The sequence below is a fragment of the Neorhodopirellula pilleata genome, from assembly GCF_007859915.1.
Lineage (GTDB): Bacteria > Planctomycetota > Planctomycetia > Pirellulales > Pirellulaceae > Rhodopirellula > Rhodopirellula pilleata.
On the sequence record NZ_SJPM01000006.1, the window covers coordinates 72,022 to 96,167 of the forward strand.

Sequence of the window (24,146 nt, forward strand, 5' to 3'; positions counted from 1 at the left end):
CTCTTAGCCCACCGACGGGAATTTCCGCTTGATTCACAAATTAACCTTCGACGATATCGACTCCGCCGAGACGATGACGATCCGATCGGTGAACGTTCGCCGCTGCTTGTTCTTCGGCGTTTTGTCCTTTTTCGCTTGGTCAATCTCGCTCGTTGTAAGCTCAGGAACTCTTGCCGCAGACGATTCGACGCCGAATCAGTCGGACGCAGGTCTCCAGTTTTTTGAATCCAAAGTCCGCCCGGTCTTGGTGGAACACTGCTATCCGTGCCACTCCGCCGAAGCTGGTGCGGCCGAGGGAAACCTGAGGCTCGATACACAAGCCGGCATGCGCACCGGTGGTGATCGTGGCCCGGTTCTGATTGCCGGTGATCCGTCCAACAGTTGGCTTATTCGATCGATCGGGCATCACGACCCCGATTTGAAGATGCCTCCCAAACAAGAGCGGCTTCCCGATTCCGTCATCGCGGAATTAAAGAAATGGATTGAGATCGGTGCCCCTGATCCACGCATCGGTGAGCCTTCTGAACAATCAGCTTGGGAGCGATCCGATGACGACTTTTGGGCATATCAAAAACCTCGCCCGGTCGGTGCTCCAAACATCCACGCGAACGATTGGCCGAAACAACCGCTCGATTGTTTCGTTTTGGCTCGATTAGAAACGCACGACCAATCACCCTCACCTGATGCCCCACCGCATGAGTTGCTAAGACGTCTGTATTTCGATCTCGTCGGTCTGCCGCCCTCGCCCGAGCGATTGTTGGCTTTCACCGAGAGCGTCAAAAAAAACGGATTGGATCGGGCACTCGCTCGTGAAGTCGACCGGTTGCTCGCGACGCCACAATTCGGCGAACGATGGGGACGCCATTGGCTCGACGTCGCTCGGTTTGCCGAATCCAGTGGCACGGAAGCGAATATCTCGTTCCCGTACGCGTGGCGTTATCGCGATTACGTGATCGATTGTTTTAATGAGGATGTTCCTTTTGATCGGTTCATCACCGAGCAATTGGCCGGCGATCAGCTCCCTTTTGATAACGCGGCCGAGCGGGCGAGACTGTTAATCGCGACCGGCTTCTTGGCGGTGGGGCCGAAGAACTTGGATGCGACAGACGAGGAACAGTTTCGCGCCGACGTGGTGGACGAACAAATCGACACGGTCACGCGTGCCTTGCTCGGAAACTCAGTGGCATGTGCCCGTTGTCATGATCACAAGTTTGATCCCTTCACGATGAAGGATTACTACGCCTTGGCCGGTATCTTCGCGAGTACCCAGACGTTCTTCGGAACCGCCGTTTCCCCGGCCAACCGGATCGGCGGAGATCCGCTACGACTTCCCGATGTGATCGGTCAAACCATCCTGCACGATTCAATCCCACCCGAGCGTGTCGAAACGTTGACTCGGCAACTTGCGGCGTTGCGCGCCGAGAAAGCCGACATGGACGCGGCCCAAAAAGCCATGTTCAGCGGCAAGCAGCCCGAAAAGATGTTCACCCTACGAGACGCGTTGAGAGTGTTTTGGCAGAGCGGTGGGATCGAAGGACAGCTTGAGAAAGTATCCGACAGCGGTGAGGCCTTGCCACTCGCGATGGGAGTCTTGGACGCGGAAACCGCGGCGGATGCGCCATTGCATGAGCGTGGCGATGTCAAACGTTTGGGGCCGACCATCCCTCGCGCCGTGCCGCAAGTTCTGCAATCACACACGCAAACCTATGCGATTCCGCATGACCAAAGTGGCCGTTTGCAAATGGCTCGTTGGCTAGCCGATCCCGATCATCCGTTGGTTAGTCGTGTAATCGTCAACCGCGTTTGGAAACACTTGTTTGGGACCGGCCTCGTCGCGACGGTGGATAACTTTGGTGTCACGGGCGAACCGCCCAGCCATCCGGAATTGCTCGACACGCTTTCGGTGCAGTTCGTTGAAAACGGCTGGTCGATTAAACAGCTGGTCCGGGGCTTGGTTCTGTCGCGAACCTACCGTCAATCGTCGACTTTCCGCGAAGCCGCGTTTGAACAAGATCCCGAGAATCGAAGTTTGTGGCGTATGCCCAAACGTCGATTGGAAGCCGAGTACATTCGCGACGCGATGTTGGCGGTCTCCGGTGAACTCGATCCCACTCGGCCCGACGGTTCACTCGTCGGGCGCGTCATCGGCGACAAACCGATCTCATTGATCGGATTGGACAAACGGCTTCCCGCCGATCTCGATGGCAGCCTGCAGAGGTCGGTTTATCTGCCAGTGATCCGCGATCGATTACCCGATGTTCTCGACCTATTCGACTTTGCTGAACCAAGTTTGGTGACAGGCAACCGGGAAACCACGAACGTTCCGATCCAAGCTTTGTACCTGCTCAATAGTCCCTTCCTTGAGCAACGTTCCGAAGGTTTCGCCAAACGGCTCTTTTCCGAACCAGGGTCGGTGAAACAGCGGATCGAAAAGGCATTTCAACTTTGCTTCAGCCGCGCCCCCACGCCGGATGAAACCGAACGCTCGATCGCGTATTTGCAATCAGACGAATCCAACACCAACGACGCCGACGAGATTGTTCCGGATAAATGGCGAACCTTTTGTCAGGCATTGTTGTGCACTGGGGAGTTTCGCAACCTTGATTGAAGTTTTCATACAAGCCCGATCCCTCGCTTGCCGGCGTGTTGATTTAATCGTAACCCGATGCGTAAGCGAGGGATAATTGATATTGAGTCATCCCTCGCTCACGCTTCGGGTTTCGATGAGAACTCAATCAACACGCCGTTGCACGTCGGGCTTGTAGGGGTGGAAGTTCGTGTTTTTTGGGCGATGTTCTTTTTGGATTTTGAGACAATATCATGTGGAAAGCGACTCACTTCGATCACGCCGTTGGCCTTTCGCGTCGAACGATGCTGAAATCGGCGGCTTCGGGATTTGGTTATCTCGCTTTCGCGAGTCTGGCCCATCAGGCGGCCGCCCAGCAATCCGCAACCGGCGATTCAGCCGGACGCGTTTCGGCCTTGGCCGCGAGGCCGACCCATTTTCCGCCGAGGGCGAAACGGGTCATTTTCTTGTGCATGAACGGCGGGCCCTCCCAACTGGATCTGTTCGCGTACAAACCCAAGCTGACCAAGGACGCCGGCGATGGGAAACATGCCAATCTGATGGCTTCCCCGTTTCGCTTTGCTCGGCACGGTGAATCGGGTGCCTGGGTCTCCGACGCGATGCCGAAGTTGGCTGAGAAAGTCGATGACATTTGTTTTATCCACAGCATGCACACGGACCTGCCCAATCACTCGCAGGCCTTCATGCAGATGCACACCGGCAGTTTTCAGTTCACCCGTCCCTCGATCGGCGCGTGGACGTTGTATGGACTCGGAACCGAGAACACGAATCTGCCAGGTTTCGTGACGATCAATCCGCCCGCCGACAACGGCGGTGCTCGGAACTACGGTAGTTCGTTCCTGCCCGCGATCTTTCAAGGTACCAAGATCGGGACAAATCAAATTCCCGGTTTCTATGCCGCGCTGTTGGGCATCGATCAAGAACCCGGCCCACCCCTGAAGAACATCGCTAACTCGCGTTTGTCGGCGACCGAGCAACGCAGCCAACTCGATTTCATCCGCGATCTGAACCATCAAAAACTTCATCGAGAGGTCCATCAACCCGAGATCGAAGGGGCCATCGAATCGTTTGAACTGGCCTTTCGTATGCAGGATGAAATCCCCGAGTTACTCGACCTGAGGGCGGAGTCTCAATCGACGCTGGGCCAGTACGGGATCGGGGCCGGTTTGGCGACGGATCGTTTCGGTCGACAATGTTTGCTGGCGCGGCGGTTGGCCGAAGCCGGCGTTCGCTTCATCGAAATCACCTCCCCGATCGGTTGGGACCACCACTTCATGCTTCAGGACAAACTCAAGGAAAGCTGTCTAGCGACGGACCAACCCGTCGCGGCTTTGCTCACGGATTTGAAACAACGCGGCCTGCTCGAGGATACCCTGGTCGTTTGGGCCGGCGAGTTCGGGCGGACGGCGTATGCTCAAAGTGGAACGGGCCGAGATCACAACCACCAAGGCTACACGATTTGGATGGCGGGCGGCGGCGTTCAAGCAGGCTTATCCTACGGTACCACCGATGAATACGGCCAGAAGGCGATCGAGAATCCCGTCCACATTCATGATTGGCATGCGACGATGCTGCATCTACTCGGCCTCGATCATGAACGACTGACCTTCAACTACGCCGGTCGTGATTTTCGGCTGACGGATGTTTATGGACGCGTCGTTGATGGTGTGATGTCATGAAATGAACAGTTCAAAATCTTTGGTTGCGTCGTTGTTGCTCTGTGCAAGTATCGATCACCTCACACGGCGCTGGAGGCTGCAGGTCTAGTAGGCTGTTTGGGCGTTCGATCCGGTTTGGGTCTACTGACCTTCGGCGATCGTTTGGTGGGAAGATTCTCGGGGATTCCGACCATAGAGTCCGGTTTCGGGCCAGGCCACAGGATGCGGGGGGAGGTGACGTCCAAGGCATCGTTGCCTACACTGCGCGTATGGAAACGACGATCGAAACTCAGACGCTTATTTTCCCGACGATTTGGCGGCATCGTCATCTTTTGGATCTGGAGCGGTTGGCGGCGGTGGAGTTGATGGCAGTCTTAAGGACGGCTCAACAACTCAAGGAAATGACCAACGGGTGCCGTTCGAAACTGCCGTTGTTGTCTGGAAAAACGTGTGCCAATTTGTTTTTTGAGAACAGCACAAGGACCCGCAACAGCTTTTCTTTGGCGGCGAAACGGTTAGGCGCCGATACGGTCGAATTCAGCAGCGCCGGCAGCAGCGTGGCCAAAGGTGAAACGTTCGTCGATACGGCCAAGACGATCGAGGCGATGGGCGTCGATTGGGTGGTGACGCGGCACTACACGCCGGGCACGCCACACCTGCTCGCCCGCGAGCTAGGTTGTTCGGTGCTCAACGCTGGCGATGGCCCGCACGAACATCCGACCCAGGGCTTGCTGGACATCCTGACAATCTTGCAACATCGCGGCCGTCGTGATTGGCGGAGCGAATCGTTGGACCCCGAAACCGTACTGTCGGGAAAAACGGTAGCGCTCGTCGGAGATATCGCCCACAGCCGCACCGCCCGCAGCAACCTGTGGGGGCTCCGCAAACTGGGGGCGCACGTGATCATCTGTGGACCGCCGACCCTGGTGAGTGCCCGCTGGGAAGAACTCGGATTTGAGGTCGCCCACCGGCTTGATGACATTGTCGAACGTTGCGATGTGCTGAACCTTTTGCGGATCCAGTTCGAGCGGCAATACACCCGACCGTTCCCGAGTGTTCGCGAGTACGCAGCGTTATACGCGATGAACGGGGACCGCATGCGTCGGGCCAAATCGGAAATCTTGATCATGGCCCCCGGTCCGATCAATCGCGGCGTGGAGATCACTCCGGAAGTCGCCGACGGGCCGCATTCGGTGATTTTGGAACAGGTCACCAACGGCATCGCGGTGCGGATGGCCGCTTTGTGGTTGCTCGCCGGTGCGAGTGACGCCGAGATTGCAAGCACCGGACATCGATCTGGTTTAGATATCGGCTCGACCCCCGAAAACGGACATTGGACTTAATTTGAATCATTTCACCACCGCGATCGCTCAACAGCCTTCTATGTATGGGACGCCCTCGCCGCTTGTGATCGACCGAGGCCATGTGATCGACCCGGTCAATTCGATCGACCGTGTAGCTCGATTGTTGATCGTTGACGGTCGCATCAAGGCATTGGACCCGGCCGACGGCGACGTCCCGCATGATGCACAGTGGATTGATGCCGCAGACAAGATCGTCGCCCCAGGTTTGGTGGACTTGGGAGCCGAACTGCGTCAGCCCGGACGTGAAGAAGACGAAACGATTCAATCGGGCAGCAACGCGGCGCTGGCAGGCGGATACACCTCGGTCCTGTGCTGCAGCAATACCAATCCCGTGATCGACAGCGCAGCGGCGGTCGAGTTGGTGATTCAAATGTCGCAACGGGTCGGCGGCGTTCGCGTTTTTCCGATCGCATGTTTGAGCAAAGGACGCGAAGCCGAACAGATGGCCGAGTTGGCGATCTTGCACGAGGCCGGAGCGATCGGATTCAGTGATTCGCCCCGTCCGATGCCCAACGACGCGTTGCTGAAGCGTGCCTTGGATTATTGCCGAATGCTGGACCTGCCGATTTTCGATCGCCCGGAAGTTCCCGGACTCGCCGAGGGCGGCGTGATGCACGACGGGTGCGTTTCCTTGTCCTTGGGTCTGAAAGGGTTACCGAGCGAAGCGGAAGATTTGGCGATCGCCCGCGACGTGCGATTGGCCGAAGCGACCAAAGGACGTTTGCACGTCGGCCCGGTCAGCACAATGGGCGCGATCGACATGATCAGCCGGGTGAAGGCCCGCGATATCGTGATCTCCGCTTCGGTGTGCCCGCAGAATCTTCACGGCAGTGATGAACTGCTGCGAAGTTTCGATGCCCGCTTTAAAGTTCACCCGCCTTTGCGTAGCCCGCGGCACGTCGAGACGTTGCAAAACGCGGTCGCCGATGGAACGATCGACGCCATCCAGTCCGGCCACATGCCAAGAGCGAGGGAAAAGAAAGGCAATGACCTGGATTCCGCCCCCTTCGGAACCGCCGCATTGGAAACGACCCTTTCAGCAACGATCACCGACATGGTTCGGACCGGTATCTTGAGTTGGACGCGGGCGATCGAATGCTTATCAACAAACCCAGCAAAGATCGCCAAGCTGAACGCGGGAACGTTGAGCGTCGGAGCGCCCGCCGACGTCGTCGTGATCGACCCGGACACCACTTGGACGGTCCGTCCCGAGAATTTTGAATCGAAATGCCAAAGCAGCCCGATGGAAGGGCGCACTCTGCACGGACAGGTGATCGCCACGATCGTCGGCGGGCGGATCGTGTTCTCGCCGATCGAAGCGTTGATGGCGGGCAGCGTTGGATAATTGTTTCCCCAAAGAACTCCGCGTCGTTCGTGGCGATGATTTCACGAGGGTCCTGCGGGCGGGCGGTTGCGCAGCGGACGGCACGATCGTGGTCTTTGCGTTGCCACGGACCAATTTCAGTCCGGACCAATCACACGAAAGCCTACCGACTCGCTTGGGGGTCACGATTCCCAAGAAAACCGGTAAGGCGGTCGTTCGAAATCAATGGAAGCGTTGGATTCGCGAATCATTCCGAACCCAGCGTACCAAAATCCCAGTGGGTTATGACTTAATCGTTCGCCCCAAGAAGGACGCCGTGCCCGACGGCTCACTGATCCGAAAGAATCTGCCTCGACTAGCGGTCAAGGCGATCAACCGGATCCGCTGAATCGCGGCCAAACGACGAGGCATTCCCCGAAAGCATAGCCTACAGCCCATCGATTGCGCCCGAATCGTAACCCGCAGCGTAAGCGAGGGATTATTGATATTGACTCATCCCTCTCATTCGCAGCGGGTTACGAAAAACCAATACCAAAGGCAAAAGCCAAACTTCAAAGCTGACGCTTCGGTTCACGATGCCGACTCAATGAACACGCCGGTGAGCACGGGATACCTGCAGAAGATTGAATGATGCTTGATCCTAAGCCGTCGCCAATCTTGCGAAATCACGCACGTCGTTTTCGATGGCCAGGATACGATCGCCCAATCGGACATCGGCGGAATCAAGGTTTTGAGATTCGCTAGCTTCGAGACGCGTGAAGATATAAAACTTGACCTTCGGTTCAGTGCCGCTGGGACGCACGGCGACGTAGTTGCCGTCCTGCTGCATGTCCATGATGATCAGGTTTCCGACGGGACCTTCGAGCGGCGCGGTCGTGTTCGTTTCGCCCAGTGTCGTAATCGTTTGTCCTTGGTAGTCGCGGACCTGCTTGACCGGCATGCCGCCGAGTTCTTTCGGCGGGTCATTGCGGAACGCTTTCATGAGCGCCTGCATCGCGGCCATGCCTTCGCTGCCTTCCATGAACACATTGATCAAATTTTCGCGGTGGTAACCGTGCTGTTGATAGAGTGCGCCGAGATACTCGTGCATCGATTGGTTCTTCGATTTCAAGTCCGCCGCCAACTCACTCATCATCATGCACGCGACCGCGCCATCCTTATCCCGTGCATACGAACCGACTAAATACCCGTGTGATTCTTCGCAGCCGTACAAAAAGTCATCGGGTCCTTCGCGGTCCATCGCTTCGGCGATGTATTTGTAACCGACCAAAAGGTTGCCGACACATCGAACCGAGTGTGAGGTCGCGATCCGGCGCACCAATTCGGTCGTGACCAATGTCTTGATGACATATGAATTCTCGTTCAGACGAGCGACCGGCGTCTTATCAAGAACGTAGTTGGCAAGCAGAGCGGCGATTTGGTTACCGGTAAAAGTGCCCCATGGTCCCGACGTGTCGGTCGTCAAGGGCGCGGCCACGCCGAGACGATCACAGTCGGGATCGGTAGCCAAGACAAGATCGAATCCTTCGGCGCGGGCTTGTTCGATCGGTTTGGTGAACACGGCGGTGTTTTCTGGATTGGAAACATGGCCGGGAACATTCGGGAAATCGCCGCTCGGTTCGCGATGAGGTTCGTAAACGGTGACGTGCTCGAATCCGTCTCGTTGCAAGAGCGGAACAACGGCTGCTTCACCGACCCCATGCAGCGGCGAATATAGAATCTTAACTTCGCGTGGTCCGGCGAACGCGCACTTCGAAGCGGCCTCAAGATAAGCGACGTCAATTTGTTCGGTGACGATCTCGATCATTCCATCTTCAAGCGCCTGTTGAAAATTCGCTCGTTTGATTTCTTGGCAATTCATCACGCCTTCGATGATCGCTTTGTCGTGTGGTGGCAAAACCTGAGCACCACTGGACCAGTACACTTTGACCGCATTGTCGCTCGGTGGGTTGTGGCTGGCCGTGACCATGATGCCGCAATCGCAACCGAGATGCCGAACGGCGTAGGACAACTGAGGAGTGGCGCGATAGTCGTCGAGCAAATAGACTTTGATTCCGGCGGCAACCATGACTTCGGCACACAGTTCGGTGAAATGACGTGAACGGTGCCGTGTGTCGTAAGCGATCGCACAAGATAGTGATTTCGAGCCTTGGTGATATTGCACGACGTAGTCAGCGAGCCCTTGAGCGCTTTCACCGATCGTTCGATCGTTAATCGCGTTGGAACCGATCTCGTACATCCGGCCGCGACGACCACCGGTGCCGAACGGGATGATGGTCCAAAAAACATCGTCCAGTTTTTGCCACTGTTGGTCATCGATGTGCGCCAAGACTTGATCGCGGTAGTCGCTATAGCGATTTTCGGTCAACCACGAACGAATGTTCTCGACCGCACCGGCGGTCAATAACTTCGATTCGGCGGCCAGGGCGAGCTGTTTCAGGGCGTCTTGGACTCGGGGGGAGACGGGTTCTTCGAGTGAGGACATGCTGGCAGGCCGATCGATGGAAAACGTAGTGGAGAGAACACGAGACAGCCTCTACTTTAGAAAATACCCTGACCGGGCACCACCGGCGGTGCCGGCCAAAGTCTACGACACCAGCCCTTGCGTAACGGTCATGAAGACATCCTCGAGAGTGGGGTCACGGTCGTTAAACGATCGCATTTTGACGCCTTGGGCGATCAAATAGCCCAACAATTGGGCCAAGCCTGCGTCGTCGGTTTCCAGTTCGGCGATCACGCGGTCGGGTCGAATTTCTAGGTCGCGCAGGGCTGGGCTGCTGCGGAGGATCGAAATTCCCGCGTCGCCGTTTTCGGTGAAGGCAATTTCCACGAATCGGTTCCGTCGAATTTGGCGATAGACCTGATCGATCGGGCCGTGCATGAGCAATTGGCCACGTTCGATGATCCCGATTGAGGTGCAACAATCGGCCAGTTCCGTCAAAATATGGCTGCTGATCAGGATCGTTTTTCCCATCTTACGAAGTTCTTTGAGCAAAGCTTTGACCTCGACGCGAGCCCGCGGGTCCAAGCCACTGGCGGGTTCGTCCAAGATGAGAACGGGCGGATCATGAACGAGGGTCTTGGCCAAACACAAGCGTTGTTTCATTCCGCGAGACAAGCCGTTGACGAAGTCGTCGCGTTTGTGCCCCAAGTCGAGCAGTTCCAATACGTTGTCGATGATCGAAGCGCGGGCGGTGCGGTTGATCCCATAGGCGACGGCAAAGAAGTCCAAGAATTCCCATACCCGCATACCGTCGTAAACGCCGAAATTATCCGGCATGTACCCGATCGAACGCCGCACACCCATCGGGTCGCCCATGACATCGCATCCGGCAACTTCACCCCGCCCGCGCGACGCCTTCAGTAGCGTAGCGAGAAAACGGATCGTCGTGCTCTTGCCCGCCCCATTGGGCCCGATGAATCCGAAAGTTTCCCCCGCTTCGATCTTCAGATCCATGTTCTCGACGGCGGTGAAATCGCCGTAGTCTTTTCCGAAACCTTCGAGTTGAATCATGTGGATTTCATTGGTGTTGAACTTGAAGAACCTACGGAGGATACGCCGCAATCATACAAGCTGGCGAGTAACCGCTTGCTGATCAAGTCGCGATTCATCGTTCTGGCTTCCCGCTATCATAACCGGGGCTGACGACACGATGTCCACCGCACGCCTAAATCAACGAACCATCGGGCATCGGGATGTTTTAAGATTCCAAACCCCATTCGGGCTTGCACAACAATCACGGATGTAGCTGGACTTTCGGCACTGGCCGACTTCCGTGGTCATGGAAAATTTTCAGCCCGTTAATAATTCCCAAGATACACTCACGAACGACCATAGGAACGCTAGGATGATTGGTGAGACGAGAAGTAAAGCGAACCATATTCCACCGGTCGCAAAAGCCTTCGACCATGACATCGAATCTTCTGCGTCCAATTTTGGCGGTTCCGAAAGTTCTGGCGGATCGTAAGGATTCAATTCGTTGATGCTAAGATTTCCAAAATTGTCAATTTCCGATCGGCAATTCCGCACTCCATCGCTGGTGTCTTACCGATTGTAGAGTGCTTCCGGCAGAAGGTGTACCAGCAAAAGAAAATGTTCTGCATCGCAATGTGGTGATCCAGCGACTTTGAGTGAGCGGCGGTCAACCGCGTGAACCGTCGGAAGTGCATTCGAATCTTTTGGTTGAGCGATTCAATGTGGCTGGTGCAAATCTTGTCTTCCTCAGGACGGCCGAACATTGGCACTTTCTCCGCGGCTATTATCGTCGCCGGGCTGTAGCGAGTTTCGCTCTGGCTCGCAGCGTACCTTTTGATCAGCATTCCGAAGTCGATGTTCGATCCCATCGCGAAGGGAACGCGATATTGGTAGCCGTTCCAACCATCGGTGGAGACGTGAATGCGATTCGAACGATCGACGTTGTCAGCGAGTTTCCGCAAGAAAAGGTCGGTGTGCAGACCGTCTCGTTGACCGACGTGGTACGCGAGAATCATCTTCGTGTTGCGATCAACGGCAACGTAGGTTCAACTATCCCCGACGTCGGGGCCTGCCTTGTGGGCGTTTGCATGCTTCTGCTTCATTCCGCATAACGACCAGATTTCGTCGATCTGAATTTCTTCGGTTTGCACGTTGGCGACGTGGTCTTCGAAGAACCGTTCGCAGCGTTCGCCAGTGACGATAATCAGATCGCAGATGGTGTCACGAGCGAGCCCAGTAAGCCGTTCGGTGGCGCGAATGGACATTCCCTCAAGCATCAGGGAAAGAGCCATTGCGGCACGGTCTAGATCGATCTTCATCGACCCAAGGGGTTTTCTTCGGTGAATCGGGCTCCGCAGTCTTTGCACTTGAAACGCTGGTTGCCTGAATTGGTCTTTCCAGCCTTCACGCGGGCCGTGTGTTCGCAGGGGGCGAATGCAATCATCGTGAGATTCCGCTTTCAATTTGCGGCTCTCACGGAGTAGGATTCACGTGCTACGCGGAATCTACAGGTGAAAGCCTAGGTTTCGTTGCCCGACCCAGTTGACGCTGGGTCGGGAGTTTTATTTCATACGACCTATTTATTGTGGCTACAACTATTGGCACGTTTGGTCACTTATGGGAAAAGAATTAGAGAAGCGAGGAAGACCGAAACTTCCAAAATCCGTGAAACGAGACTACACATTGCGTGTACGTCTTTCGCAAAAAGAACAAGCAGAACTAGAAAAAGCTGCAAACGGGAAAACATCTACCTGGGCGCGTGACGTTCTGCTAGAAGCAGCTAGACTAAGAGCGGAAGGCGAGGGAATTGAACCCACCGCGTAAGCGGACCCTCAGCCGGTGTATAAAGCCGGTGCCCTGACCAAAGAGCGGGATCGCCTTCCGAGTGAGGCCAGCGAGGCGTTAGCGCGTCTCGCTGGCCAACCGTTAACTACGAATGGCCCTACGGGCCGAACGCTTGCTATTTGGCTCGTTTTCGACGACGATAGCGATCGATGAAAACAGTCTTTAGTCCACGACCGTATGAGCCCCATGGGCGACGGACGTGTGGTCGGACTTCTTCAAAACCTGGGAAAAGCAACTGATACACAGCTACACAAACCTCGGCTAAAAGGAATGGAAGAGCCATTCGAAGCCAAGTAAGTCGCAACGTGCAAAGGTTAGGCGAAATGCTTAGCCCACCCTCTGGCTGGCTCACAGCTCAAGGGTGAAACGAAAGGGGCGGCCCGGTGATGTCCCTGCAAAAGTCACCGCCGGGTCGCTTCATTCTTTGGCCGCCCTTAACGGCCAAACGTTATTGGCATCAGCGGCCCTCGTGCTCTAGTTTCAAACGATAAAGGGACTGACCACGACGGCCCTTTCGATCCGAGCGCTCAAAGAAATCTTTGTGCTTGATGTAGATAACGTGCTGAACTGTACCTAGTGGCCGCCCTATCTCTGTCGCAATATCGTGAGTGGTAGTGAATTCATTTTGATTTTTAGTGAAAAACTCGCAGATCTCCTCAATGGTTGACTCTCGTTCTTTGTTCTCTTGCCGAGGGCCGAACTTGCGAACTTTGCCGATTGAGTGTGTTTCTGGGCTTCGTCCGATATAACGAAATAAACTCTGTTTGTTCGGTCCTTTCTTGGAATGGACTTCGAAATGCTCTCGCTCTTTCGTGTAGATCGCGGTCCGAATTGACTCCATATTCTTCCCAGTTCCCTTCATAGCATCGCTTAAAGTGAACAAGTCGATTGACTGGTCTTCGACCCATGCGACCAACGCATTGAATGTGGAGAGCTTTTGATAAGCCTCAGGAACGTCAACTTCTTCTTTGTGATCCGCAATGGAAAACACGGTGACCCCGTCAGATGCATCACGTGACAATTCGCCACTTTGCGCAGCACGCGAAACGAGCGTTCGAACAACTGAGGTAAAGTCGGGAGCGTCTGAATTGGCTTTGTCCTTTATCGCGTCAGCTATCTCTGCTGCCGTGCCCGACCCATGTTCTCGCAACCAATTGAACACAAGACCGGTAGTTGTCACTCGCTCTTCTGGAAACTCACAGGTGCTTGATCCCACAACGCTTACTTGCCCAGGCTTGCCGTTCGCCCAAACTCGCCCCCGCACCGATCCGTTGGGATCTGGTTTGCTAGTGAACCGCCCGCCCTTCTTTTTTACGTGCAACTGAGCACCAATGGACGCAGATGAAATACCTGTTGCCTGCGCTATCTCCTTTGCAGTCTTCCAAGGGTTCTCTTTTAAAAACGCCTGGATGCGTTCGATGTTAGATAGCGAGTCACTTTGCCACTTAGGTGGGTTAGATCGGTTCTCGCTGGTAATCGGCGGAGAATCATCGGCCTCACTTGTGCTAGATCCAACACTATCAACAACCGATGGTTCACTGGCGGTTGGATCGTCCGGAAGTCGCTTTAGAAAGTCGCTCCAGATCTGGGGATATTTAGATGCGACGATCTCCGCGAAGGCAAGAAATTCGCGGAGTCTTTCGTGTATATCGAAACTATCGAACGGGGGCACTAGATTTACCAAGCAAAAAACGGTAAACTGGGCCTTGAAACGCGTGGTTGCTACACCTAACGCTTCATCTAAGCCAGTCATCGCTGCAAACGATGGCTGGTATTTTTTTGCGCTCAAGACCTAGTCGATATGCCGAGTTTGGCAGACTCCGCACAACAACGCAAGCACCCCGTATAACAAATTGTTGTTTCGCCCTGTTTTTTTTGACAAGACCCAGCTCCCGCTTAAACAACTAAATCTCCTTGAGGCCATTGCTCGCTTCAGATTCCGCACTGCTAGTTGCGGCTCGGATTCTAGAACGTAGCCTCGCTCAGTCATCGTGACCATGTTCTCGACCGCCTTCATTGGCTTGCCAGCTTCCCGCAAAACTTGCTCGGCCCAGGCGGCCAGCTGTCGAACGGCGTCAGCATCAAAATCGGGAAGGCAATACCCGAGTTTCCGATCGGCCTGCGGGGCGTTCACCTTTTTGAGAGTGCCCTCCTTCACCAGTCGGTGAAGCGTTGCGCGCACCGTTTGGATGTTGGGCGAGCGATCGGGATCGTTCGCGGCAATGAGCCCCTGAATGTCGTCAACCGTCACAATGCGGTCGTTAGGGATCACAGGGCCACCAGATCGACCAGCTTTTCTTCCCGCTTGTCTTTGGGCCGGATCGCGATCGGTTTGCCGATCAAGTTAGATTCCGTCGCAGCAATAACGGCGATGGCTTGGCTGTACTCGGATCGGATGTCAGCTAGCTTTTTGTCGCGTGATTCTGCAACTAGTGGTCTGTCACAGCTAAAAGTTAGGGTAGTGGATCTTGTTAAAGATCCTGTAGCGGTCGGATCTATAACAAGATCCACTACAGCGAACCCTAATGTTTAGCTGTGACAGACCACTAGCCTTCGCAGGTCATCGAACAGTTGTTTGCTCATTCCGGTAGTGAAACGGAACGGCTAAACTTGGTTCAAGTGGCCGAATGTCTATCGCCACGAACGTCGGCCAGTGCCCGACTTTCCTTGTCGAGCTACATGATGCGGACCGATCGCGTTCAAGCGTACGACCGCTACCGTTTCGTCTTCGGATGCGTCGCTTCGGTTGCCACGACCGGCGAGTCTCCGGACGAAGAGATCCCCTCGTCGATCATGCCCCAGCTAGTCGCTTCGAAGCCGACCGTTGGCTGCGGTGCCGAGGGGTCGAAGCCGCCGTTGGAGACCGGGCAAGGTACGTCGACCGCTTCGGGATGATGGCGGGGCTCGAGGAAGCGTCCCAGTTCATACGCGTCTCGTTCTGCGCCGGGGCACCACTGGCCTTCGGCGAGATTGACCTGAGCGTAGGCCAACAACGATCCTTTCTGTCGATGGAAATCTCGGATCGCCAAATTGTAGTTGCTGATCGATCGATAGAACTCAGCTTCGCTTGTGACGACTTGCCGTTGTGCTTGCAACAAGAAGTTGATGTTGTCGGTTCCGTCTCGATAACGACGACGCAACACATCGACTTGCTTCAAGTCCGCCAAATAACGGTTGTAGTTGGTTTCGACCAATTGATAGGTTAGCTCGATGGCCCGCGCGGCGTCGGACAAGTCGTGGCTGATTCTCAGTTCGGTTTCATTGAGTAGGGCTCGCTCCCGATTCAAGTTGAGTTTGGCGTGCGCGACGGCGCTACTGGCCGCTCGCAAGCCGACGGGCGCGTTGATCTCGACGCCTGCTCGCCATTCTTGATAGTCGCCGTCGGAAATTGAATCAGCGAGGTTGTCGAATTCGCCGTTATCGCCATCGCCGATCAAATGATCACCGAGTCCCCGCCAACGGTACTGGCCGACCAAGTCGATTTGCGGACGGCGGTTCAAGCGTGCTGCGGTCAGTTCGAGTTCGCGTCGTTTGACGTTGTACTTTTGGCGACGGACTTCGACGCGTCGATCGAGCGCTTGCCCGAGCGCGCTGCTCCAATCAAAGACTACTTTGGCGTCGATCGGTGAGGTCGCTGGTTTGAGTAGTGTGCCGTCAGTCGCGGGCATCCCGATCAGGTATCGCAGTCGCTGTTCAGTAGCGTAAAGGCTATTGGGGCCGGCGAGCGCCGATTGAACTTGAGCCTCGAACGCGTAGTACTGAGAGCGTGCCTGGGCCTCTTCGTCACGTCGACCGGTGCCGACTTCCAGTCGCACTTGCTGATACTGAAATGTCTGGAGTGCGGCTTCGCGGCCTTTGACGGTCGCTTCCAAAACGCGATAGGCGGCCGTCAAATCCCAGTAAGCTTGTTCGACATCGGCGATCAATGAAATCACAGCGGCTTCGAAGTCGGCCAGAGCCACATCTTCGTTGACGCGAGCGATCAAAACTCCATTGTATTGACCGATCTGTCCGGCCGCACCGGCCGATCCGGCGATGCGATTGAACGTGGTTCCCGCACCCCGCATTAACGGCTGGCGAATCTCCGCTTCCATGAAACCAGCGAATGCGCTGGGGAACAACTGGCTGGCCGCACTGGGGTCTTGCGTACGTGTGTAACCGATGTTGTTTCGTAGGGCGAATGACGTACCCGTCGCCGTTCGCTTGCGAAGCTCAGAGTTGAACGTCCCCAGCGTTTGTTGTGAGAACGCGGGGAAAATCGCACCCACGCCACCACCTCCACCGCCACCACCTAGCACAGCCGTATTGAAGTTTCGCGGTTGATCAATCTTATCGAAGAACAACGACTGAGTGTATTGGGCATCGAACGCCGCCAAAGCCGCCTCAACCCCGAGTTGCGGATTGGCGTGGGCCAGAGCGGGATCGAACGTCGTGCTGACCGCTTGCGGCGTGGTGACGACGGCACCCCCGATCGATCGCAAGACAGGGCTGCTGCGAAGCGCCTGAGCGATGGCATCGGGTAGAGTGATCTCGAATGCAGGAATCGAGGCCGGATCTTGCAACGCGTGAGGCGCCACGGCTGAGGCTGCCGCCGCCGCGACGGGCGAAGCGCACTCTTGGACTTGTGGGTATTCGATCCGCAACGCCGAGTGATCGTGATAAGACGTTCGCGTATCATGCGGCCCGTCAGGAATTTTTTGGGTCAATCCACATCCGATCGTGGAGACGCTCGCGACCAATCCACATACCAGCGCGGCAAGCCGACGCCGTTTGGAGAGCCCATCGCGTTTGTACGGCGACTTGGCGTTTGATAATGCTCGGCTGCGATTGCAGCGGGAGTGCCGATCCATGGCAGACTCGATGGGTGCGTTGGTGTTGCCGGTTTCTCGAACGACATCCATGTCAGTTTCCTTGAGAATCAGCGAAGTGTTAAATACGAATTGGAAACCCGTTGCGTTCTAAGGAAACGCGATGAATCCGCCCGCGATCGAGGCCGCTTCGACCATCACGGCTCGCCGTTCCAATGGCGGACGTTGATACATTCGCGGGGCGGGTGACCCGGCGCGGTAGTAGCCTTTGCTGTAGACGATGTCACAAGGTTCTTGGATCGTCGTCAGGTACGGCAGCATCGGTACCGTGACAAAGAACCTTGCTCCCGATGCGATTGGTTGCAAACACCCCCAACGCTCATGTCCGTGCCGTTCGAGCATGCGGTCTTCGAAGTACAACGGATGCGAGAACGTATTCGGAGCCGCCCACGGACGAATCAAAGACGGCCAAGCGTTCGAATCCGTCAACAAACTTCTAGCGTAACCATCCTCGGGAAGCGGGGCGAGCGTCAACTCTTCACCGGCTTCAAGCGATTCGGGCACTTTACCATTGCCGATGGGTGCCTGATCAATCGATACGGCTCGCAACGGAGGCAGAATGAATCGTCCCCCCGCCACTTCCGGCAACCGTTCTTCAATGAATGGTTCGGCAAAGAGGTCTTTCTCATCGCCTTGAGCCTGCATCGGTTCAGACGGGACAGGTGTTGGTTGGTCCTTGGCTTCTCTGTTCGGTTGTGGATCGCCTTCCATCCCGCCATTAAGCAGATCCTTGAGGCGTTGCCGCCGTCGTGCGTCCTCGTCGCCACTCGCTTGATCGCTTTCAAGTAGATCGTCCAAGCGATCTTGGCGATCTTGAGATTCGGAATTTTTCGGTACGGAGTTTTGAGTCCCTTGGGCAACCAACATCGAAGCCGAGTCCGGCGATGCCCACCCGAATGAAACCGGGGCGACGACGACTTTCGGTTCAGGCGAATCTGCTCGGGTGTTGTCACAAACCAAAACACCCTGGCTTCCCAAGACAGCCAAACTGAGTAACCATCGACGAAGACGTACTGAACGTAGCCAACGTTTGGGCCACACTGCAATGGCTTGCGGTGAGATAACCCGACGTGCGAGCGGTCCGTCGCCGAACCACCAATCCCAGTTTGAATTTGACATCGCGGAGCGTCTTCCTTGACGTGTCGTGCGAATCGAAAGCGATCGCCGGAAGTTCCGGCTACCCTAGAATCGTCCACGTCGCTGCAAACGTTCAAGACACCGGCTCCGAAAGCAACACAACGCCTCATCGACTGGGGTATATCTCGGATAAACGTTACAAGTTCCGACGCCTCTTGAATCCCCGAGTATCCTCGAAGTTCCGTGCACTACACGATCACCGACCCACAGGACCCTCGTCTTGAACCTTATCGATCGGTTCGCCATCGCGATCCGCAATCCGGATTCATTGCTGAAGGTTCGCTCGTCGTTGGTCGCCTGTTACAAAGCGATTATCCAGTACAATCGCTACTGATTCACATCGGGCAAGAGCGCCGCTATCTCGATCAAGTTCCGGTCGATGTTCCCGTCTATCTCGTTTCGCCCGAGCTAGGGCAACAGATCGCCGGTTATGATTTTCATCGCGGCGTTTTGGCTCACGGCGAATGCCGAGCGATGCGATCGATCGATGAACTGCCCACCAGTTTGGCTCCGGCAAGCCATGATCGGACAACGGTCGGAAACGTCGCGTTGGGTTTAATCGGGATCAGCGACCCCGAGAACGTCGGCAGTCTGTTGCGGTCCGCCGCAGCAATGGGAGTCCACGAGATCGTGCTCGGTCCCGGCACGATCTCTCCCTATGTTCGGCGGGTGATTCGTGTCAGCATGGCGTCCGTGTTCTTGCATCGTTTTTATCAATTACCCTCACCGGCCGAGCAGATCACACGGTTGCAATACCAAGGCATCGATTTCGCCGCCACCACTTTAAGAACCGGGGCGATCGACATCCGCGAATTCCATCGCGAGCGGGACGATCGTCCACTTGTGCTGTTGGTCGGTAACGAGGCGACCGGGCTCGACGAAGAGGTTCAAGACCGCTGCCGTTTTCGCGTGACGTTGCCGATGGCCAGTGGCACCGATAGCTTGAATGTCGGCGTCGCCGGCGCGATCTTTCTTCACGAACTCACGTCAGCCCGATGACCACAGACGCCGAAACGAACGATCGTCATCTGCTTGACGCGATGCTGCGTCACGCCCGCCACCGCAGCGACTCGGTCGCGATCCGAGACGCCAGCGGCCGAGCACTGAATTGGGGTGAGCTGGCGGTTCGGGTTTTCATGCAATCGGAATCGCTTTCGAATGACACCCCTCGATCCGTCACCAATTCCGATCGCATCACCAACGAGGTCCGCAACACGATCGATGACGTTGTCTTGGCACTCGCTTGCTTGGCCGCCGGAGTAATCGAGATCGCGATCGACGCTCGATTTCCTGAATCGGTGCGGCATGAACTGATCCGCCGTTCGGCGGGAACGATCGTTCCATCGCTCAAGCGGATTCCGCCCGATCAGGCTTGCGATCCGAGTTCCGTTCGAGCCTCCATTGATGTGTTAACCAAATGTGCAGATTCCATCGCCATCGACGCTCCAAGTTTGGTGTTATGGACCAGTGGCACGACGGCGAAACCTCGCGGCGTGACGTTGTCGCCCCGAAACCTATTCACCAACGCGGTGGCCAAACTTCGAGCGGTCCCGCAATCGACCGACGATCATCGCTTGAGCGTTCTGCCTATTTCGCACGCGTACGCCCGGACGTGCGACATGGGAACCTGGTTGCTTTCCGGTGGCACCTGGACGATCGACTCGGGGACCCAGGCATTGGACCGGATCAACGACTCGGATCCACCAACCCATATCAATGGCGTTCCCTCGATCGCCCGAACGATTTGCGAGCGTCTGCACGCCGGCGATGAAAAATTGTCTCGTCTCCGCGTCCTCGGATGCGGCGGAGCAGCCTTGGACCACGCAACGTTCGAGCGAATTCAACGACGAGGCGTCATGGTGATTCAAGGATACGGATGCACCGAAACGTCACCCGTGATCTTCAGCGCCCGCGCGACGTCCGCCGATGATCAGCGACCTGGATGTGTCGGTGAACTCGTTGACGGTTGGGAGATCCGAGTTCAAGAAAGCCGACTATTTGTGCGTGGTCCCGGTGTCATGCTGGGGTACCTCGACGAACCCAAAGCGACGGCACAGAAAATCGACCAAGACGGATGGTTGGATACAGGCGATCTTGTCGAGCAGATCGACGGGGGCAAGTTCCGAATCTTGGGTCGAGCCGACGACGTCATCGTGCTTGATAACGGATTCAAAATCCATCCACAAATGATCGAACCGATGATAAACGCATTGCCCGACGTCCGGCACGCGATCATTCTCACACAACCTCAAGAGCTCATCGTTGCGATCGAACCACAAGCAAGCGGAAAGTCTTGGGATCGATCGGCGGTGGAGTCGGTCTTGGCTGACTACCTACCACCGGGGACGAAACGACGCATCGAGCTGATCGATCCCCCGCTGTCCCATGAACGTCAAGAGTTGACGGCGAAAGGCACCCCCAAGCGAAACGCGGTGGCGGCGCGACTAAAATTGAAAGTAGACGAACGGCCGAAACCCTTTGGGGGCGTATAACAGCAAGGACCAAATCATGATCGCCGTGACGACGGGGCTGTACCATGCATCCCATGGTAACCTCATGCAACGGCGCCACCGCGTCGTCCAAACGGTGTGATCGGCCAACATCAATCCGATCGCAAGCAAAGTCAATGGCGGCAGCCATATGATCGATGGTCCTTGATCGGTTCCGGCAAACGGTAACCACAAACGTTCATAAACCGCCATCGCGGAACTAAAGTCGGGACTGCGAAAAAGCACCCATCCCATCAAGACGACCAGCATCGTCATCGACCAAGCCAACCATTTGGGAAACGCGACGGCCTTGAATCGTCCGACGATCAAAGCGAATCCGTGCCAGATGCCCCACAGCAAAAACGTCAACGACGCGCCATGCCAAAGCCCGCCCAACGACATCGTGATCATCAAGTTGGCATTCGTCCGGACGGATGATCGGCGGGAACCACCCAGCGGAATGTAGAGGTAGTCACGCAGCCACGTCGACAAAGTGATATGCCACCGTCGCCAAAAGTCGCTCATCGACGTCGCCAAATACGGGTGGCGGAAGTTCACCGGAAACCGATAGCCCAGCATTTTGGCGACGCCGATGGCCATATCGCTGTAGCCTGAAAAGTCATAGTAGATTTGACCGGCATAGGCGACGACCGCGATCCAAACCGTGACACTGGCGTACAAATCAACGCCGCCGAAAACCACGTCCACCGTTTCGCCCAAACGATCGGCGATCAGGACTTTCTTCACCGCTCCTCGCAATAGTTGTTGAAAACCTCCGTAGAAACGTCGGCGGCTCAACGACGGCAGTTCGGCCAACTGGGGCAGCAGGTTCGACGCCCGCACGATCGGTCCGGCTACCAATTGCGGAAAGAAAGCAACGTACAACGCGAAATCCAACCAACGTTCGGTCGGACGAAGTTTTCCGCGATAAACATCGATCGTGTAACTGAGCGTTTGGAAGGTGAAAAACGAGATTCCGACCGGCAGGATGATATCGAGCGTCGTCGCGTTCATCCCCAGGCTCTCGATGATCGGCCGGGCCGAATCGATGAAGAAATTGAAGTACTTGAAGAACCCCAACATGCCCAAGTTCACCGCGAGGCTCACCCACAACCAGGCTCGACGTTGGATCGGCGACGAACTCCCGGCGATCTTGCGGGCGACCACAAAGTCGACCAACGTTGAAATCAACAACAAGCCGCAGAATCGGTAGTCCCAATAGGCGTAAAAATAGTAACTCGCTAGGAGCAACCATCCGTTGCGCCCGAGTTGCCCGCGAAGCGACCAAGCGACCGCGATCACAAACGCGACAAACACGACAAACTCGGCTTGCGTGAACGTCAACGGATCGATTCCTGTGCGATCATTGCTTCGGCGGAGGTTGTTTCGGCGATCAAGCGATTGCCGACTTCGTTCAAATGTCCCCATCCGAATCGGCCGTTATGAAACCCGTGTGGGAATTCACCACGCGCTGCCGATTGGCGGAACGCGTCTCGGCAATCAACGACCGCGATGTCACGCCTATGAAGGTGAGGCTGCAATCGGCGGAAATCATCGGCATCGAAGTCTTCGTCGATGACGGCGTCGCTCCAAATGACCGGTAGCTTGGGGGCGTAGATTACAGTTATCGGTAACGAGGTGGATTCGGCGAGCCGCGCCGCGACCTCCGCCCAAAAGGCATCACCACGAGACTGCGAAACCGATTCATCGATGTCGGCTTGGAACGCTTCGGCCGTCGGCCCTATCGAAAAACGAAAATGACGAGGCTGATTTTCAGAATCAAGCAGTAATCCCCGACCGGCTTCGACGACAAAATCAGGCACGTAGTCCAACCAAGGGGACTGCTTCGCGGATAAATTCTCCGGGGAAGCGGTTGGTGATTTAAGAACGGCCAAGTCTTGCAATTCGCAAACCAAGATCCAGTGCTCGGCAATTTGAAGTTTGTCTTCGACATGTTGAATTCCGCGAACCCAGTCGGACGCATCGTCACCGCTTTGAGCCAACGGAAGGAATTGCTTATCGGGGTGAATGCCTTGCAATACTGCCCACAGCTTGGCGTCGTCGGGCAGCGTCACGCCTTCGGCTTGGGAGTCGCCCCAAAGAGCGATTCGCGGATGGTCATCGCTGGGCAGTTCGGCTCGGCCGACAATGCCATGGGGGCCGATGTGGCTGGCCGCGTAACCTTCGGCCCGCCAACGATATGTCAGGTGTTCCGGATAGACGTATTGTTGGCGCACGGGGTCCCATGTCCGCGACGCATACGTTCGCACGAACCACGGGGATGTGACGGCGATCAAGAGCGTGCCAACGATCAAACCGATCAACCAACGTCCCGCGGTCCCAACGGCCGTCCGCCCGAAAACGACCGACGGCACCTCATCCGGGACCAACGACTTCATGGGTTGTCGGAGTTTTGCAACGGGTCTTTCGATTCTCGGTTTGCCGCCGACGTCGAATCGACCCCGCGATAGGATAACGCGATGGAACGCAACGGCGAACCGAACGCGTAATAACAGAACACGACGGGAAGCGCGACCCAGTGCAACAGGAACAAACCGACCAACGCGAAAAGGGCTTGACCGATCTGATGCGGGGCCCGGCGACCGCGGACCAGTTGCGCGAACACGTGGGGGTACTGATAACGCGAAACCATCAAGAACGCGAGGATCAACGCCAATACAGGAATCGCGTAATGCGAGATATCCAACATCCATTGGCTCACGTCATTGACCCATCCCGGATATCGCTCGGGGTTGGCGAAATCGGCCAAGTCGGGGATTGCGATCGCAAACGCCGCCAAGGTTCCCGCCGCCGCAGGGCTGGGTAAGCCTTCGAACCCTTCGTGATCGTCGTCTTCGGGGGTCTCGACGTTAAAGCGTGCCAATCGGATCAGCACACACAACGCGAACAGAACCCCGATCGCCCAAGTCAAACGTTGGTAGAGGACGTCACTGATCCGCCAAACGATGATCGCCGGAGCAACCCCGAACGTGACCGCATCACACAGACTATCCAGCTCCGCACCGAACCGGCTGGCTTGACCGGTCAGTCGTGCTGCCGATCCATCGAGGGCGTCGAACAACATACCGCCGAAGATCAACAAGCCGGCGGCGAACAATTTCGTTTCGAGCGACCAGTCCAACGTCTCGGTGCTGACTGCGATCGCGATCGCCGCCAAACCGCAGACTCCGTTGCCCAGCGTCAGCAGCGTTGGCAAAACGGCTAGGGTGAGTCGGCGTTTTTTACGTTTATGTCGGCGTTTGCCGTTTGGTCCGACGAAATCCGGTTCGATCGAGCCGGTTTCCGACTCGGCATCCGTATCGTCCCACTGCGATTCCGGTAGTCTGGGTTTGAGTTCGCTCATGGGGATGGTTCGGTTTTCGTCCAAAATTCGCCGCA

At 56.1% G+C, this 24,146-nt stretch carries 18 protein-coding genes; 7 read left to right on the forward strand and 11 right to left on the reverse strand.

Annotated features, from left to right (window positions below; genetic code table 11):
* Positions 1–28: 28 nt before the first annotated feature.
* The 5 genes from Pla100_RS15185 to rnpA all read left to right on the forward strand — a co-directional run bounded on the left by Pla100_RS15185 (position 29) and on the right by rnpA (position 7,321).
* Positions 29–2,608, forward strand: a complete 2,580-nt coding sequence (locus tag Pla100_RS15185) for a PSD1 and planctomycete cytochrome C domain-containing protein (RefSeq protein WP_197167970.1) — start codon at positions 29–31, stop codon at positions 2,606–2,608.
* Positions 2,609–2,820: 212 nt separating this feature from the next.
* Positions 2,821–4,266 (forward strand): DUF1501 domain-containing protein, encoded by a 1,446-nt coding sequence (locus tag Pla100_RS15190; protein WP_146578562.1) that lies wholly within the window; start codon positions 2,821–2,823, stop codon positions 4,264–4,266.
* Positions 4,267–4,514: 248 nt separating this feature from the next.
* Complete coding sequence (locus Pla100_RS15195) at positions 4,515–5,588, forward strand: aspartate carbamoyltransferase catalytic subunit (protein ID WP_146578563.1); 1,074 nt, start codon at positions 4,515–4,517, stop codon at positions 5,586–5,588.
* Position 5,589: 1 nt separating this feature from the next.
* Positions 5,590–6,954: a dihydroorotase gene (pyrC, locus tag Pla100_RS15200; RefSeq protein ID WP_390620607.1), complete on the forward strand. Its 1,365-nt coding sequence runs from the start codon at positions 5,590–5,592 to the stop codon at positions 6,952–6,954.
* On the forward strand, positions 6,947–7,321 hold the full coding sequence (gene rnpA, locus Pla100_RS15205; protein ID WP_146578564.1) for a ribonuclease P protein component: 375 nt from the start codon (positions 6,947–6,949) through the stop codon (positions 7,319–7,321). The genes pyrC and rnpA overlap by 8 nt, the downstream gene beginning before the upstream one ends.
* Positions 7,322–7,573: 252 nt before the next feature.
* Here the strand turns inward: rnpA and Pla100_RS15210 are convergent, their stop codons facing one another.
* From Pla100_RS15210 to Pla100_RS15240, 8 genes are all read right to left on the reverse strand, one after another.
* Positions 7,574–9,418 carry a phospho-sugar mutase gene (locus tag Pla100_RS15210; RefSeq protein ID WP_146578565.1) on the reverse strand — a complete coding sequence of 615 codons (1,845 nt, stop codon included), beginning with the start codon at positions 9,416–9,418 and terminating at the stop codon, positions 7,574–7,576.
* A 102-nt stretch (positions 9,419–9,520) separates the two neighbouring features.
* On the reverse strand, positions 9,521–10,447 hold the full coding sequence (locus Pla100_RS15215; protein ID WP_146578566.1) for an ABC transporter ATP-binding protein: 927 nt from the start codon (positions 10,445–10,447) through the stop codon (positions 9,521–9,523).
* Positions 10,448–10,905: 458 nt separating this feature from the next.
* On the reverse strand, positions 10,906–11,424 hold the full coding sequence (locus Pla100_RS15220; RefSeq protein ID WP_146578567.1) for a hypothetical protein: 519 nt from the start codon (positions 11,422–11,424) through the stop codon (positions 10,906–10,908).
* Between the two features lie 30 nt (positions 11,425–11,454).
* A complete protein-coding gene (locus Pla100_RS15225; RefSeq protein WP_146578568.1) occupies positions 11,455–11,727 on the reverse strand; it encodes a hypothetical protein in 273 nt (90 codons plus the stop codon).
* Positions 11,724–11,852: an IS1/IS1595 family N-terminal zinc-binding domain-containing protein gene (locus Pla100_RS32580; RefSeq protein WP_456238273.1), complete on the reverse strand. Its 129-nt coding sequence runs from the start codon at positions 11,850–11,852 to the stop codon at positions 11,724–11,726. The genes Pla100_RS15225 and Pla100_RS32580 overlap by 4 nt, the downstream gene beginning before the upstream one ends.
* A gap of 858 nt (positions 11,853–12,710) precedes the next feature.
* Positions 12,711–14,042, reverse strand: a complete 1,332-nt coding sequence (locus Pla100_RS15230; protein ID WP_146578569.1) for a hypothetical protein — start codon at positions 14,040–14,042, stop codon at positions 12,711–12,713.
* 925 nt (positions 14,043–14,967) lie between these two features.
* The gene (locus tag Pla100_RS15235; protein ID WP_231603084.1) at positions 14,968–17,154 is read right to left on the reverse strand and encodes a TolC family protein; all 2,187 of its coding nucleotides are present in this window, start codon (positions 17,152–17,154) and stop codon (positions 14,968–14,970) included.
* Positions 17,155–17,211: 57 nt separating this feature from the next.
* Complete coding sequence (locus Pla100_RS15240; protein ID WP_146578570.1) at positions 17,212–18,240, reverse strand: hypothetical protein; 1,029 nt, start codon at positions 18,238–18,240, stop codon at positions 17,212–17,214.
* A gap of 201 nt (positions 18,241–18,441) precedes the next feature.
* Here Pla100_RS15240 and Pla100_RS15245 point away from each other — a divergent pair, with 201 nt between their 5' ends.
* Both Pla100_RS15245 and Pla100_RS15250 read left to right on the forward strand, forming a co-directional pair.
* Positions 18,442–19,257 (forward strand): TrmH family RNA methyltransferase, encoded by an 816-nt coding sequence (locus tag Pla100_RS15245; RefSeq protein ID WP_146578571.1) that lies wholly within the window; start codon positions 18,442–18,444, stop codon positions 19,255–19,257.
* Positions 19,254–20,750 (forward strand): class I adenylate-forming enzyme family protein, encoded by a 1,497-nt coding sequence (locus Pla100_RS15250; protein WP_146578572.1) that lies wholly within the window; start codon positions 19,254–19,256, stop codon positions 20,748–20,750. Before Pla100_RS15245 ends, Pla100_RS15250 begins: the two co-directional genes overlap by 4 nt.
* Here the strand turns inward: Pla100_RS15250 and Pla100_RS15255 are convergent.
* From Pla100_RS15255 to pssA, 3 genes are read right to left on the reverse strand one after another with little or no spacing between them, the layout of a single operon-like run.
* On the reverse strand, positions 20,703–22,091 hold the full coding sequence (locus tag Pla100_RS15255; RefSeq protein ID WP_146578573.1) for an MBOAT family O-acyltransferase: 1,389 nt from the start codon (positions 22,089–22,091) through the stop codon (positions 20,703–20,705). The two genes, Pla100_RS15250 and Pla100_RS15255, sit on opposite strands and share 48 nt — an antisense overlap.
* The gene (locus Pla100_RS15260) at positions 22,088–23,146 is read right to left on the reverse strand and encodes a hypothetical protein (protein ID WP_231603085.1); all 1,059 of its coding nucleotides are present in this window, start codon (positions 23,144–23,146) and stop codon (positions 22,088–22,090) included. Before Pla100_RS15260 ends, Pla100_RS15255 begins: the two co-directional genes overlap by 4 nt.
* Complete coding sequence (pssA, locus tag Pla100_RS15265; RefSeq protein ID WP_146578574.1) at positions 23,143–24,111, reverse strand: CDP-diacylglycerol--serine O-phosphatidyltransferase; 969 nt, start codon at positions 24,109–24,111, stop codon at positions 23,143–23,145. The genes Pla100_RS15260 and pssA overlap by 4 nt, the downstream gene beginning before the upstream one ends.
* Positions 24,112–24,146: the final 35 nt, after the last annotated feature.

Bases quoted from the DNA above. Each gene is read 5' to 3' on its own strand.
- Pla100_RS15215 (WP_146578566.1), bottom strand. From the start codon at position 10,447: ATGATTCAACTCGAAGGTTTCGGAAAAGACTACGGCGATTTCACCGCC.
- Pla100_RS32580 (WP_456238273.1), bottom strand. From the start codon at position 11,852: ATGATTGCATTCGCCCCCTGCGAACACACGGCCCGCGTGAAGGCTGGA.
- Pla100_RS15190 (WP_146578562.1), top strand. From the start codon at position 2,821: ATGTGGAAAGCGACTCACTTCGATCACGCCGTTGGCCTTTCGCGTCGA.
- Pla100_RS15250 (WP_146578572.1), top strand. From the start codon at position 19,254: ATGACCACAGACGCCGAAACGAACGATCGTCATCTGCTTGACGCGATG.
- Pla100_RS15195 (WP_146578563.1), top strand. From the start codon at position 4,515: ATGGAAACGACGATCGAAACTCAGACGCTTATTTTCCCGACGATTTGG.
- Pla100_RS15235 (WP_231603084.1), bottom strand. From the start codon at position 17,154: ATGGATGTCGTTCGAGAAACCGGCAACACCAACGCACCCATCGAGTCT.
- Pla100_RS15260 (WP_231603085.1), bottom strand. From the start codon at position 23,146: ATGAAGTCGTTGGTCCCGGATGAGGTGCCGTCGGTCGTTTTCGGGCGG.
- Pla100_RS15225 (WP_146578568.1), bottom strand. From the start codon at position 11,727: ATGAAGATCGATCTAGACCGTGCCGCAATGGCTCTTTCCCTGATGCTT.
- Pla100_RS15220 (WP_146578567.1), bottom strand. From the start codon at position 11,424: ATGATTCTCGCGTACCACGTCGGTCAACGAGACGGTCTGCACACCGAC.
- pssA (WP_146578574.1), bottom strand. From the start codon at position 24,111: ATGAGCGAACTCAAACCCAGACTACCGGAATCGCAGTGGGACGATACG.
- Pla100_RS15240 (WP_146578570.1), bottom strand. From the start codon at position 18,240: ATGTCAAATTCAAACTGGGATTGGTGGTTCGGCGACGGACCGCTCGCA.
- Pla100_RS15210 (WP_146578565.1), bottom strand. From the start codon at position 9,418: ATGTCCTCACTCGAAGAACCCGTCTCCCCCCGAGTCCAAGACGCCCTG.